Genomic DNA, 15,479 nt, shown 5'->3' with positions numbered 1-15,479 from the left:
TATGACTAAATTACTTATTAAAAATGGTAGATTAGTTAATCCAGCAAGCAATTTTGATGGAATAGCTGATATTTTAGTAGAAGATGGCAAAATCAAAGAGATTGCTGAAAATATCACAGCAGAAGCTGATAAGGTTATTGAAGCAGGTGGTCTGGTAGTAGCACCAGGTCTGGTTGATGTCCATGTACATTTTCGTGAACCAGGGCAAACCCACAAGGAAGATATCCATACTGGAGCTTTGTCTGCCGCTCGTGGAGGGTTCACAACTGTTGTTATGATGGCAAATACCAATCCGACAATCTCGACTGTACCCGTATTAGAAGAAGTTCTAGCGTCTGCTGCCAAAGAAGATATCAATATCAAATCTGTGGCAACAATCACTACTAACTTTGACGGAAAGCACCTAACTGACTTCCCAGCCTTGCTTGAAGCAGGAGCAGCAGGGTTCTCAGATGACGGTATCCCACTTTCAGACTCAGCAATGGTAAGAAGTGCCATGCAAGAAGCGGTTAAGTACGATACTCTAATCAGCTTGCACGAAGAAGACCCTGCACTAACAGGTGTTCTTGGAATCAATGACGGAGAAGTGAGCCATAAATGTGGTTTCACAGGAGCTCCTACAGTCAGCGAGTACAGCATGGTTGCGCGTGATGCAATGATTGCTTATGACACAAAAGCACGTGTGCATTTCCAACATATGTCAGCCAAGGAAAGTGTTGAAGTAATCAAGTTCGTAAAATCTTTGGGAGCAAATATTACTTCAGAAGTTACACCGCAACATTTTTCTATCACAGAACAAGAAATTCTAACTGTGGGTACTAACGCAAAATTAAACCCACCATTAAGACGTGAAGAAGATAGACTAGCAGCAATCAAGGGACTTCAAGATGGGACAATTGATGTAATCGCAACAGACCATGCCCCACATACTCATGAAGAAAAAGACCAAGAACTGACAAAAGCACCAAGCGGAATGACAGGACTTGAAACATCCCTTCAATTAGGATTAACTCACCTAGTAGATGAAGAATATCTAACATTATCTCAACTACTAGAAAAAATGACCCTAAACCCGGCTAATTTATATGGCCTTGATGCAGGATACCTTACAGAAGGTGGACCAGCAGACATCGTAATCTTTGACGACAAGAAAAAAGTCGTAATAGAAAACGACTTCGCATCAAAAGCAAATAATACACCATTCATCAACCAAGAACTCACAGGAAAAGTAATGTATACAATCTGTGATGGAAATGTGGTTTATGAAGGTTAAGAGAACATAGAAGAACATCCGAGAGGGTGTTTTTTCCATTTAAAATGATTAAATATTATTATATAATAAAACTATATTATATTTATGAAAAATAGGAGTATTTTATGACGATTAAGTCACCAGTAATTTATGAAACAGAATATTCTAGAGAAGGTATCAAAAATTTAGTTACTGAATCTGAAAATGATAAAAAGATAATTTTTGAATACCCAACAGTTTACATTGTAAATGATACAAAAAAAGATGAATACACAGTTTACGTTGGAGAAACAACCAATATTGGACGTAGAACAGAGGAGCATTTATTAGCTGATAGTTTATTAAGGGATGACTGGAAAGAGCTTGCAGATTCTGATTCTTCAAAAATGTTTGTGATTGGACATAATCATTTTAACAAGTCCTTGACGCTTGATATTGAAAATAGATTAATGCAATATATGACAAGCGTAGATAAAGTTAAAAAAGTTAACAATCGACGGACTAATCAACAAAATAATTACTATACTGCAGATCAATTTGATGAAATTTTTTCTAAAATATGGAGGAAATTGAATAAAAAGAATAAGGATCTTTTTCCTACTGAGAGAATTATAAAAGATTCTGCTCTTTTTAAGGCTTCTCCATTTCACAAATTAACTGATGAGCAATTGAAAGTTAAAGATGAAATTATTTTAAAAATTACAGAATCTCTTTCTCAAAATAAAGTTGGACAACTGATTGTTGTAGAGGGAGAAGCTGGATCAGGAAAAACTGTTTTATTAAGTAGTTTATTTTATGAACTTAATCAACTAGCAAATGATAGCTCAGAAGATCCTGAAAATATTGTAATTAGAAATCTTGGGAAGAAGCAACAATTAATAGTAAATCATGAACAGCAATTGAAAGTTTATCAACAGATTGCCACTAAATTAGGAATTTTAAACCGAAGAAGTGGTCAAATTGTATCTCGACCTACAACTTTTATAAATAATACTCTACCAGAGGACAAAGTTGATATTGTAATAGTTGATGAAGCACACTTATTATGGACCCAAGGAAAGCAGTCATATAGAGGTAGTAATCAACTAAAGGATTTGTTAGATAGAGCGAAAGTTGTGATTGCAGTTCTTGATAAAAATCAGATACTTTCTAGAGAACAATATTGGGATGAGGAGGAATTTGATTTTCTAATCCATGAAGCAATTTTGAATAATCAATATGTATATTTAGATAATCAATTAAGAATCAATGGAGATGATGAAACTATATCTTGGATAAGAACATTAATTGATGAAAACAAAATTTTAAATATTCCGAAAGACTCTAAAGGTTATGATCTGGAAATATTTGATGATATTGATCTGATGTATAAAAAAATAAAGAAAAAATCTGAAAATGAAGATAGTGGTATCTCTCGAATGCTTTCTACATTTGATTGGGATTACGTAGACAAAAGAAAGCCGGATAATGGGGACGAATTTTGGAATGTAGAAGTTGATGGATGGAAATTACCATGGAATTTACAACTTCCACAGAATAAGGAAGAGAAAAGAAAAAATAAAGATTTGGCATGGGCTGAACAAAAACAAACAATAAATGAAGTTGGTTCTACATTCACAATACAAGGTTTTGATTTGAATTATGCAGGTGTAATAATTGGCCCCTCAGTTAAATATAGAGACGGCAAAATAATTTACGATCCTAAAGGGAGTAAAAATAAAAAAGCTACTCAAAGAAGAACACTAAAAACAGGTGAAAAAGTAGAGGTTTCAGATAAACTTTTAAAGAATGAACTTAATGTTCTTTTAACAAGAGGGGTAAATGGTCTTTATATATATGCTGTTGATGAAGAATTAAGAGAAGCTTTGAAATTGGCTAAAGAAGGAAAATTAAAATTATGAATTCAATGGAAAAAATAAATAAATTTCGAGATGATAGAAATTGGAGACAATTTCATAATGAAAAAGATCTTGCAATTTCTATTTCACTTGAAGCATCAGAGCTTTTAGAAATTTATCAATGGAAAAATTCTGAAGAAGGTAATAAAGATATTGAACATATAAAGGAAGAACTTGCAGATGTTTTAATATATTCATATATGCTAGCAGACAATTTAAATTTCGATATTGATAAAATAATTGAAGAAAAGTTAATAAAGAATGATGAAAAATATCCAGTTGAAAAAAGTAAAAATTCAAATAAGAAATATGATGAACTTGAATAGGTTTAGTTAACTATTAATAATTAGATAATTTAAGTTTATTTATTGAATTCAATATTATATAAAAAAGGTGTGTTAATATGAGTGATAATTTAATGAAAATTATTGATTACATAGATGATAATTTTTTATATGGAAGTAGTATAAGTGCGGAAAAGATATATTATTTATTTAATAAATATCATATTTCAAACGAAGATAAACAAATTGTTTTTGATGAATTAGAATCTTTAAAGATTACTATGTTTCAAACTAAAAAAACATTTATTAATAGATTAAAAGATGTGGATAAACTTTTTGGTATTTATAAGGAATGTGATGAAAATAGTTTAAATAAATGGTATAAATCCAAAGGTATTAATGATGAAGATAAATTGATAATTAGAAATTATTTAGATAATAATGGATATTCTATAATAAATAATAAAAATAATCATACAAAAAGTGTTAATTTAGATTTTTTGGATGAATTTGAAGAAGAAAGTTTAGATGCACTACTTGATAGTACTAATTTTAATAAAGAAGTTGATCAATTAAATGAAGTGGTTTCCAAATCTAATAATAAATTATATTTGAATGAATACCATTTGAATGACAAATACTCATTAAAGAAATTAGATGCTTTGGATAAGTTAGTGAGGGCTAATAGCAAGCTTGTATGGAAAGTAGTATTTAAATATAAGAAATTTTCTACGATAGCATTTGATTTAAATGATATGTATCAAGTAGGTATGCAAGGCCTGATCAAAGCAGCTGAAAAATTTAATCTGAGTTTTGAGAATGAGTTTTCTACGTATGCAGTCTGGTGGATTCGTCAAAGTATAACACGAGGGATAGCAAATTATAGCAATACAATTCGAATTCCGGTTCATGTCAGAGATAAGATTGTAAAATTAATAAAGATAGAAAATAATTTTTGGAACACAAACTCTAGACAAGTGACAAATGAAGAACTTTCAAAAATAATGAATTTGTCTATCAATGATATAGTTGAGTTGAAAATGTACAAAGAAATTTCGAATATTGTTAGTTTGGAAATCAGTATTAATAATGAAGATAATTCTAGTTTGAAAGAATTTATAGCCGATAACAATACTACTACTCCGGAAGAATTATTAGATGAAAAAACATTTAGAAATGAGATACGTTCCCTTTTAAATGAAATATTAACACAAAAAGAAATTGAAATAATATCATTACGTTTCGGATTAGATGATGGCCAAATAAGAACTTTGGAAGAAATTGGAAAAGTTTATAATGTTACTAGAGAAAGGATTAGGCAAATCGAATCTAAATCCTTAGAAAAATTACAAAATAGAAGATTTATGGAAGGATTGGGAAATTTGTATTATGAAAGATAAAATTCAGTCAATTATAAATGAAAAAGGAAAAATTATTATAGTTTTGAAAGGTTTTGAAATAGATAAACTACCTAAGAACAACAAATATTTTTCTTTTTCCACAAAATATTATGATAAAGTTAATTTAGATATTATCAAAAATAATGCCATTCAAGATATAATTAAAAATCAAAATTTTGAGGAAGAATATAGATGGATGACAGCTGAAGAATATCAATTATTTAGACAATATTCTAATATGAGTGGATTTCCAGTAGTTATTTTAGAAAATAATTTATATAATAAACAGTTTCCATATCAAAATACTTTATCAAATATTGAAAATATTTATCACGATCTGTATTATAATGAAGACTCAGAGTTGAGTTCTGAACAAGAAAGAATATTAGAAAATGTATCTTATTTTTATGGTCAAATAGACTATTCAAAATTTAGTGGTTCTTACTTTGTCACTTATCATCAATTTGAAAATGACACTCAGATATATTATTTATATGAAAATATCCCTATAGCTGTAGAATTTTCAGAGGCTACTCCTATAGATAATATAGAAAGAATTGAACTTTCAGAGAATGAGATTCCATTTTTAGATTTGGAAAGTAGTATTTTGAATGGATTAAGTAAACAAAATATCATATTTGTACTATCTGAATCCAGCGATTATATTCCAAATCATTACTTAGAGAGATTAAATATTTTAAATAACTTTACAGATGTAAATTTTTATTTTTCAAGATTGTCAATTGAAAGGCAATTTATTAAAAATAAAATTATATACGAAAAAATTCTAAAAGATATATATGGGTATGATAACTTTAAAGATATTGCTTTTTATAAAAATATTGAAAATCAATCAAAAGAAACAATAGACATTTCTCAAGCACAAATAATTGATGACATTGTTATACAAGCTGAGAAAGCTATGTGTGGTGACCCTTTTCGTGATGTATACATTACTGCTTCAACAGGTGCAGGGAAATCTGTTATGTTCCAGATACCTGCTCTATACTTAGCAACAAAATATAATGATGATAAACCTTTGACATTGGTTATTTCACCTCTTATTGGATTAATGAATGATCAAGTTGACAGTATGAGGAAAAAAGGTATTGATAGCTCGGCAACAATTAATGGAAATACACCACCATATGAAAAAGAGAAAATTTTACAAAAAGTAAATAATCAAGAAATTGATGTATTATATCTATCACCTGAAACTTTGCAAGCAAGAAGTGATATTAAAATGGTCATTGGTAATAGGAAAATAGGTATTGTTATTATTGATGAAGCTCATATTGTAACAACATGGGGTAAATCATTTCGTGCAGACTATTGGTATTTAGGTATATACCTGGCAAAATTGAGAAAAGAGTATAAATTTCCTATTGTAACTTTTACGGCTACGGCTATTTATGGCGGAAAAGAAGACATGTATCTAGATACACGAAATAGTTTAAATATGATATCACCTATTTCGTATTTTGGTGAGGTAAGAAGAAAAGACATTCTAATGAAGGTTAGGAGTAGCGAAAAGGATCTTGATTTAGAAGGTAGGGACTACAGAAAAACAAAAAATACATTAGCTTTAAAACATTTAAAGTATGCATATAAAAAGAAGCAAAAATCTTTACTTTATTTTCCAACTGTAAGTTTATTAAATAATTTCTATGACTTTATTGTTCAAAATGACCATGTGATCTCTGAAGTGACGGGAAAGTATTATGGGACACTTAGTAAAGAAGAAAAGGATGAAGTATTAATAGAATTTAAAAGTGGAGATCTTCAATTTGTTTTGGCGACAAAAGCTTTTGGAATGGGAATTGATATACCAGACATTACTAATGTCTATCATTATGCACCTACCGGGAACGTAGTTGATTACATTCAAGAAATTGGACGCGCTGCTAGAGATAATTCAAGAGTACCATATGGATTTGGTATGATTGATTTCTTAGCTAGGGATTTTAATGAGGTAAAACAACTTCACGGAATGTCTGCTATTAAAAAAACTCAAATCATAGAAGTAATGAGGAAAGTATTATCAATTTATAAACAGAGTGGAAATAGTCGTAACTTAATAATTAGTCCTGAAGATTTTAAGTATATTTTTGTTCAAAATAAAAGGGACGAGGATTCATTAGATAATAAAGTTAAAACCGTATTACTTATGATTGAAAAGGATTTTTCATCTCCAAATAAATTAGGTTACTCCCCATTTGTTGCGAGACCAAGAAGCCTTTTTGGAAATGATATGATATTTGTTAATCCAGAACTGGAGAATAAATTTTTAAGTTCAAATCTGAGTAAATATTTTATTAAGCAATATGATTTGATGAGTAATATATATTCCTCTGTTTATCAAGTGAATCTAAGTGGTATTTGGGAAAGTTACTATAAAAATATGTCATATCCTAGTTTTAAACATTCTCTATTTACTTCAGAAGAACAAAAAAAATTAAAACATGCTAAATTATTTGAAAAATTCACTTATGCATCTGGAATTGAGATAATATTAAAAAATGGAATAGCTATTGATGATATTCTATCTGAATATAAAAAAATTTTATCTTCATTTGAACAGTTTATTAATGAGTATAAATTAACCGGTAAGCAATTTACAGTAACTGATTTAGGTAATCATTTTATGAGAAGCTTGAAAATATCTGATAAATTTAAAGCAAGAGCTTTTGCACAAACTATTATTAATTCTGCTTTTGAATTTGGAAAAATTAAAGAAATTAAATTTATCTCAGAGAGAATAAACAGTATTGAAAATAATCCAAGATATTCAATCCATCAAGATGGAGATATCTATTCAAAATTTATACTTAGATCAGTATTAAGTTCATTAAAGCCTGACACTAATTTCGTTATTGAAAAACATAGAATCACGCTGTTCCATATTCGTTCTAATCCTCATAGTCAAGAAATAGATTCTAAGATAACTGCTTTGGGCATTGGTGAAGCTAGAGGACTCCTAGACTTTTTAGTGATTGGTGGAAATAATCCACAAATATATATAAGAATGAATTCAATATCTCCCTTAGAAAAAGCAATAAAACAAGGTGATTTTTATCAGAATGGAATATTAAAAGACGTTCAGCTTAAGCATTATATCAGTGTAGAAATGCTGAAGTTCTTATTTAAAAAAAGTCAACCTGAGACAACTATCAGAGAAAAAATATTAAATTACTCTGACTGGTTTTGGAATAATATAGAAAATTATTTTATGGGGATTCTCCCAAACGAAGTACTAGATTCTCTTTCAAAAACAAACAAAAAATAATTTGATATAAAGAATAATTAATTATATTTTTCACAATCAAATCAATCCTAATTTTCACAAACTTCTGGTATAATATTTGTTATGGAAAATTTACATAATAAAATCTCAAACAAAGAATTAAAAGAGCGTTTGATGGCTGAGACTGAGCCACGCACAACGATTTCTTTTTACAAATACTTCAATATCCCTGATGCTCAAGCATTTCGTGATGAGCTTTACCAAAAGTTTGTTGACCTAGGTGTTTTCGGGCGTGTTTACATCGCGACTGAAGGTATCAATGCTCAGATTAGTGTTCCAACTTCAAATGTTGAAGCTCTTAAGGAAACAATCTATGCAGCTGATCCAGCTCTTGATGGTATTCGTTTAAACTATGCTATTGATGACGACGGCAAATCTTTCTGGGTTCTTCGTATGAAGGTTCGTGATAAGGTTGTTGCAGACGGTATTGATGATCCAACTTTTGATCCTTCAGACGTTGGTGCTTACCTTAAAGCAGCTGAAGTTAACGAAATGATGGGTCGTGAAGACACTATCTTTGTAGACATGCGTAACCATTACGAGTATGAAGTAGGTCACTTTAAGGATGCTTTAGAAGTTCCGTCAACTACCTTCCGTGAGCAATTACCGATGGCTGTTGATATGCTTCAAGACTCTAAGGACAAAAATATTGTAATGTATTGTACTGGTGGAATTCGTTGTGAAAAAGCTAGTGCTTACATGAAACATGAAGGTTTCGAAAATGTCTATCACGTTGAAGGTGGTATTATTGAATATGCTCGTAAGGCTGAAGAAGAAGGTTTACCTTTAGAATTCATCGGGAAAAATTTCGTATTCGATGAGCGCATGGGTGAAAGAATTACTGATGATGTGCTTTCTCACTGTCACCAATGTGGTAAAGTAAATGATGACCATAAAAATTGTCATAATCCAGCTTGTCACAGACTATTCATCCAATGTCCAGAGTGTGATGAAAAATTTGAAGGATGTTGTTCAGAACAATGTCAAACAGAAATGCACCTTCCAAAAGAAGAGCTAAACAAATTAATCCAAGAACGTATGAAAGATAAAGATTTCTTTACTAAAAAACGTGCTTAAGTTCAAAGATCGTCAATTGACGGTCTTTTTTCACAAATTAACAATGTAACCGTTTTTATAAATTCAGAATTTTTGCTATAATCAATTTAGGAAAAATAGAAATTAGGTTACATTTATGAGATTAGAAGAAATACCTCAAGAACGAGAGATAATGCTCAAACATGATACTGAGCGTGATAAAGGCCTCAAAGAGCCTTATACAATTAAAAAAATAAAGAATCTGTCATATGGTCCTCACGGTAAAGAGAATAAGTTTGATATTTATTATCCCAAAGGGACTCATCATCCTTTACCGACCATCGTCAATATTCACGGTGGGGGTTACTTTTACGGCAGTAAAGAGATTTATCTTTTTTACTCTATGCACCTAGCTAGTCAGGGCTTCACGGTCATCAATTTCAATTACCGTTTGGCACCAGAAACTAAGTATCCTGCACCGCTTGAAGACATCAATAGCATGATGAATTGGCTTCTGGACAATAATCAAAATTACAATATCGACATGGATAATCTTTTTGTCGTGGGCGATAGCGCGGGAGCACAACTGGCGGAGCAGTATGCGACCATAGTTACCAATCCTGAATATGCAAAAGGGTTCTCCTTCGAGGCTGCTAAGGTGAAAATCAAGGCGATGGCTCTCAACTGTGGTTTATATTTTGTAGATGAGGGGCAACCTGCTGACCATGATTTTACCTACTATTTTGGGGCAGATATCAAGGAAATTATCAAAAAAGACTTCCCTGTTGAAGAATTTATTACTTCTGAATTTCCTCCATCTTTCGTGGCAACTTCCTCTCATGACTTTTTGAAGGACTTAGCTAAGCCATTTGCCGAATTGTTGGAATCGAAAGGTGTTGTCTCCAAATATAAGCTATATAAGAATAAGGATAACTCTTATTTGGGTCATGTTTTTCACGTTGACCAAAAGCGCGTGGTAGCAAGCGAGTGCAATGATGATGAGATAAGATTTTTTAGATCATTTATTGATACGACAATCCATAAATCAAATATGGACTATTTGAGTATTGATATTGGTGGTTCATCTGTTAAATTTGGGTTAATTAATGGTTCTGGTAATCTAGTTGAGATATGGAAAAGAGAGACTCCTGAATCTTTGGAAGAACTGCAAGCCATGCTTCAAAGTGAGATTGAGGAAAAGTCTGATATTATTAAAGGTATTGCCATGAGTATTCCAGGTAAGATTAATTCAAGAAATGGATATATCCATACTGCTGGAGCTATTCCATATCTCTATGATTTTTCAATGAAAGAATGGGTTTCATCATTTACGGAACTTCCTTTTGTTACCATAAATGATGGTAAGGCAGCAGCACTTGCGGAGTGGTGGATTGGAAATCTTAAGGATATTGAAAATGGGGCAGCGATTGTTCTCGGCTCAGATGTTGGATGTGGTCTTATTGTAAATAATCAGTTGCTTCAAGGTCCAAATTATCAAGCTGGAGAAGTGAGTTACTTAATACGAAATCCTAATAGACATGATTCACAGTTATTTGATAATCAAGCCTCAGCAGTTGTCTTTATGAAGAGAGCAAGTGATATTTTAGGTGTATCAAAGTATGATTACCAAACAATATTTTATGCTATTGTAAATCATGAGTCAAAAGAACTGGATGAATTGTTTACTGCCTACTGCCGAGATATTGCAAGTCTGATTAATAATCTTCAAGTGACCTTAGACCTTGAAAAAATAGTCATAGGTGGTGGAATCAGTAACCAAAAAATAGTTACGCAAACAATCAAAGAAGAATACTATAAATTAAGGCAGGAGCATGGATTACTAGAAAAAACATTCCAACCAATTGCAATCGAAGAGTGCAAGTTCCATAATTCATCAAATCTACTTGGTGCTCTTTATCAGTTGTTTATTGAAATAGATGCTAGGAGTTTATAAATTTCTTTCTTGTCTAAATTTGTATCATTGAATTAAGTTCAATTTTTATTGATGTCAAAAACCTGAGTATTCCCCTTTTCTGATAGAAGTAGGGCTCAGGTTTTTAATATTTTTATAATAAATTTACTGAATATTTTAAATTAATTTGAAATATCCCTAGAAATTTTAGAATAATAAGTTATAATGTAACTAGTGAAAAAATTAACTATGAGAGAAAGAGGATTTTATGGCTATTAAAAATGAAGCTATGTTGATTACTTACAGTGACAGCATGGGGGATAATCTTAAGGACTTGAACAAGGTTTTGACTGATCACATGAAGGGTGTTGTTGGTGGTGTGCACTTACTTCCGTTCTTTCCGTCAACTGGGGATCGCGGTTTTGCGCCAAGCGACTATACTGTCGTTGATGAAGCTTTCGGGGACTGGTCTGATGTTGAAAAACTTGCAGAAGATTACTATCTTATGTTCGACTTCATGATTAATCATGTTTCGCGCCAATCGCATATGTATCAAGACTTCAAGGAGAAGAAGGACGACTCTAAGTACAAAGATTTCTTCATTCGTTGGGAAAAGTTCTGGGAAAAAGTTGGTGAAAACCGTCCTACTCAAGAAGACGTTGATTTGATCTACAAGCGTAAAGACAAGGCTCCAATCCAAGAGATTGAATTTGCTGACGGAAGTGTTGAAAACCTTTGGAACACTTTTGGGGAAGAACAAATTGATATCGACGTGAACAGCCAAGTAGCAAAAGAATTTATCAAGGATACTCTTGTGGATATGGTTAAACACGGGGCAAGCTTGATTAGACTGGATGCCTTTGCCTATGCAGTTAAAAAAGCAGATACAAATTGTTTCTTTGTTGAACCTGATATTTGGGAAACTCTTGATGAAGTTAGAGAAATCTTGGCACCTTACCAAGCTGAAATTCTTCCTGAAATCCATGAGCACTATTCAATTCCAATGAAGATATCTGAACATGATTACTTTGTTTATGATTTTGCGCTTCCAATGATTAATCTTTATTCGCTATATTCAGGTAAATCTAATCGTCTTGCTCATTGGTTAAAAACAGCTCCAATGAAACAATTTACTACGCTTGATACCCATGATGGTATTGGAGTAGTAGATGCGCGTGATTTGCTTACAGATGAAGAGCTTGATTACGCTTCAGAGGAATTATATAAGGTGGGAGCAAATGTTAAGAAGACTTATTCTTCAGCAAATTATAACAACCTAGATATTTATCAAATCAATAGTACATATTATTCAGCGTTAGGAGATAATGACCGTGCTTACTTACTTGCAAGAGCTGTACAAGTATTCGCACCTGGTATTCCCCAAGTTTATTATGTTGGGCTTTTAGCTGGTAAAAATGATATTGAACTTCTTGAAGGGACAAAAGAAGGACGTAACATTAACCGTCATTACTATTCACTTGAAGAAATTGACCAAGAAGTAGAACGTGCAGTGGTCCAAAATCTATTTGAATTACTTCGTTTCCGTAATCAGTCTGATGCTTTTGATTTAGAAGGTAAGATTGAAGTAGAAACACCAAGTGAAAGTGAAATCGTTGTAACTCGTACAAATACAGACGGAACAGTTTCAGCAACACTTGAAGCAAACCTTGCTACAAAAGACTTTGTCATTAAGGAAAATGACAGAGTAATTTTTGAACAATAATAGATAGTAGAGGCTGACCCAAAAAGAATTATGCAGAAATTTATAAATAAATTCAAATAACAATAATCCAAACTTTGTTGAAATATATACGAAAAACACGAATTATATAAGGGAATTTAGCAGATATCCCAAATATAGTTCGTGTTTGTTTTTTATAAAATTTGTTCAGAGGACTTTTGAGTCAGCCTCTTTGAAAAATCAACCTCAAGACCCATAAAAAGAAAATGTAGCTATGATATAATTAATTCAACAAAACATCAGATGATGTTCAGTTAATTAATGAGGGAAAAAATATGAATTTAATAAAAACGATAATTTTAGCGATAATTGCACTATTTGTTCTTAAAATATTTTTATCAAGTGCATTTTTCTTGATAAAATGGGGTGTTATACTAGGTGTTATTTACTATCTATATCAAGCAATTACAAATAGAGGGTATTAAAAAAGCTGTGATTTTTTAATCACGGCTTTTAACTTGCAAGTTATTGGCAAGGTTTTTCAATTATTTTAATTGAGATTTTATTGACATATCTATCTACACTGGCAGATACTAGTTCGCCAACTTGACTTTGTTCGTATGTTTTATTGGAAAGAAACAAATTGTTATCCAAAGCATATTGTTTTAACTTATCATATATTTTGTAGGTTTCAGTATAATTACCTTTTGAATAAGTAGAAAGATAGTATCCAGAAGATTTTATATAATTATGTTCACCTTCAAGAGCAGGTAAATAGTAAAAATCATAGACTGTTTTGTTATTCAAAAAATTATTATGTGTAACAATTCCACCAAGGTTTTCTGCTAACTGTGAGGATTGAGATCTATATCTATTGATTTTTGTCATTTCTAACATCCGCTCTTCATCAGATAGATATGAAAGATTATTAGTTACGTACAACCTTTCTTCTTCCTGATATTCAATAAATACAGTGTTAAAGGGCAATGATTCGATTTTTTTAATCATTTGATTCCAATTACAAAGAGAATCCTTTAGACGAGAAAGTTTATTTATTGTTATGTCAATGTTTTCGATTTGTTTTTCAAATATTAATATCATTTCTTCAGGTGTACGAGTATTAATAATATCTTTGATCTGTTCTAAAGGTATTCCTAAGTCTTTAAGGTTTCTAATTACAATAAAAAGTTCTAATTGTTCTTGAGAATAATATCTATATCCATTTTCTGTTATTTTAACTGGTTTGAAAAGATCAATTTTATCATACCACAATAAAGTTTGCCTTTTTACAGAATTTATTTTAGAAAATTCTCCGATTGAATAAAGTTTTTCTTCCATGATTTCCTCTTCTTATAATACAACAATATTGATTATTGACTCTATTGTTACAGTAGAGTTTATAATATTATTATATAATAATAAAAGGAGAAAAACTATGTTTAATTTTAATCATCAAACCCGTATTATTTCCGGTGCGGGATCTTTAGGAGAAGTTGGAACACAAGCTAAATCTTTAGGTGCAACCAAAGCTTTAATTGTATCTGATCCATTTTTTAAGGATTCTAAAACTATTGATTTCATTATTGATTGCCTAAAGAAAGAAGAAATTTCAAGTTTTACATATACAAAAGTTCAACCAAATCCTAGGGATTATGATTGTGAAGAGGGGGCAGAAATTGCCAAAGAGCAGGGTATTGATATTATAATTGGCCTAGGTGGTGGTTCTGCCTTAGATGAAGCAAAAGCAATAGCTGCACTTGTTAGCAATGGTGGGAAGTGTTCTGACTGGGATTTTACTGATCTTGATAAACCAATGCTTGCAAATATTTGCATTCCTACTACCGCTGGCACTGGAGCTGAGGTTACTTTCTGTGCAGTACTTGATGACACTGATAGACACTTTAAAATGGCAATGTTTGACTCAATTAACCTTATACCAACGATTGCAATATTAGACCCAGAACTAACTATTACTTTACCTCAAAGTGCTACTGCAGGTCCTGGTATGGATGTGATGACCCATGCAATAGAAGCTTATACAGTTAAAGTACACAATCCTATTTCAGATAGTCTTGCATTGTCTGCAATTAAGTTAGTTAAAAAGTATTTACCAATAGCTTTTACTAATCCAACAAATATTGAAGCAAGAGAAAAAATGCTTATAGCCTCTTCAATGGCAGGTATGGCTTTTATTAATTCTAATGTAGGTGCAGTTCATGCAATGTCTGAAACAATAGGAGCAAAATATGATTTACCACATGGTTTATTAAATGCGTTACTGTTAACTCCAGTAATTGAATATAGCCTAGACGCTGAAATTGAAAGATATGCTGATATCGCAGTTGCACTAGGTGTTGATCCAGATGGAAAAAATAGTTCTCAAGTTGCTGAAGAAGGTCTTAAAGTATTAAGAGAATTTACAAAGCAATTTAATTTCCCTAATTTAGAAAAACTAGACAAATTTGGTCAAGATGATTTTGATTCACTTGCTGAGAAAGCACTGATCAACGATTTAACAGCGGATAATGCTAAAGAGTTAACTAAAAAAGGATATATTGAAATATTAGAAAAAGCATATAAATTTTAATTTTTATAACTCTTCAATTTTTGAAGAGTTTTTTTGAAGCTATTATTAAATTTTGCTTGACCTTGTGGTAACAGTAAGCTTTATATTATAGTTAAGGAAAAATAATAAAAAAAGTTTGGAGGTGTA

General features: G+C 31.3%; 11 protein-coding genes. 10 read left to right on the top strand and 1 reads right to left on the bottom strand.

The features are described 5' to 3' along the window. Position 1: 1 nt before the first annotated feature. The 9 genes from BG261_RS03995 (at position 2) to BG261_RS11445 (ending at position 13,251) form a co-directional block, all read left to right on the top strand. Complete coding sequence (locus BG261_RS03995) at positions 2-1,273, top strand: dihydroorotase (RefSeq protein WP_070791883.1); 1,272 nt, start codon at positions 2-4, stop codon at positions 1,271-1,273. 104 nt (positions 1,274-1,377) lie between these two features. Next, entirely contained in the window at positions 1,378-3,153 is a 1,776-nt protein-coding gene (locus BG261_RS03990; protein WP_070791882.1) for a DUF2075 domain-containing protein, read from the top strand. Next, the gene (locus BG261_RS03985; protein ID WP_070791881.1) at positions 3,150-3,476 is read left to right on the top strand and encodes a nucleotide pyrophosphohydrolase; all 327 of its coding nucleotides are present in this window, start codon (positions 3,150-3,152) and stop codon (positions 3,474-3,476) included. Before BG261_RS03990 ends, BG261_RS03985 begins: the two co-directional genes overlap by 4 nt. Positions 3,477-3,553: 77 nt before the next feature. Next, positions 3,554-4,834, top strand: a complete 1,281-nt coding sequence (locus tag BG261_RS03980) for a sigma-70 family RNA polymerase sigma factor (RefSeq protein WP_070791880.1) — start codon at positions 3,554-3,556, stop codon at positions 4,832-4,834. Further along, complete coding sequence (locus BG261_RS03975; protein WP_173646039.1) at positions 4,824-8,120, top strand: DEAD/DEAH box helicase; 3,297 nt, start codon at positions 4,824-4,826, stop codon at positions 8,118-8,120. Before BG261_RS03980 ends, BG261_RS03975 begins: the two co-directional genes overlap by 11 nt. A 132-nt stretch (positions 8,121-8,252) precedes the next feature. Further along, positions 8,253-9,215, top strand: coding sequence for an oxygen-dependent tRNA uridine(34) hydroxylase TrhO (gene trhO / locus BG261_RS03970; RefSeq protein WP_233278896.1), 963 nt, complete (start codon positions 8,253-8,255; stop codon positions 9,213-9,215). Between the two features lie 115 nt (positions 9,216-9,330). Next, positions 9,331-11,127, top strand: coding sequence for an ROK family protein (locus BG261_RS11710; protein WP_324609669.1), 1,797 nt, complete (start codon positions 9,331-9,333; stop codon positions 11,125-11,127). A gap of 226 nt (positions 11,128-11,353) precedes the next feature. Then, entirely contained in the window at positions 11,354-12,808 is a 1,455-nt protein-coding gene (gtfA, locus tag BG261_RS03960) for a sucrose phosphorylase (protein ID WP_070791877.1), read from the top strand. A gap of 293 nt (positions 12,809-13,101) precedes the next feature. After that, positions 13,102-13,251 (top strand): hypothetical protein, encoded by a 150-nt coding sequence (locus BG261_RS11445; RefSeq protein WP_158007175.1) that lies wholly within the window; start codon positions 13,102-13,104, stop codon positions 13,249-13,251. Positions 13,252-13,291: 40 nt separating this feature from the next. Here BG261_RS11445 and BG261_RS03955 read toward each other — a convergent pair whose 3' ends face one another. Then, positions 13,292-14,104, bottom strand: coding sequence for a MerR family transcriptional regulator (locus tag BG261_RS03955; protein WP_070791876.1), 813 nt, complete (start codon positions 14,102-14,104; stop codon positions 13,292-13,294). 97 nt (positions 14,105-14,201) lie between these two features. Between BG261_RS03955 and BG261_RS03950 the strand changes: the two genes are divergently transcribed. Beyond that, on the top strand, positions 14,202-15,353 hold the full coding sequence (locus tag BG261_RS03950; protein WP_070791875.1) for an iron-containing alcohol dehydrogenase: 1,152 nt from the start codon (positions 14,202-14,204) through the stop codon (positions 15,351-15,353). Positions 15,354-15,479: the final 126 nt, after the last annotated feature.

It is taken from the genome of Floricoccus tropicus (genome assembly GCF_001832905.1).
Classification (GTDB): Bacteria; Bacillota; Bacilli; order Lactobacillales; family Streptococcaceae; genus Floricoccus; species Floricoccus tropicus.
The sequence above is the reverse complement of the archived record's forward strand: the minus strand, read 5'-3'. Positions and strand labels throughout refer to the sequence as shown.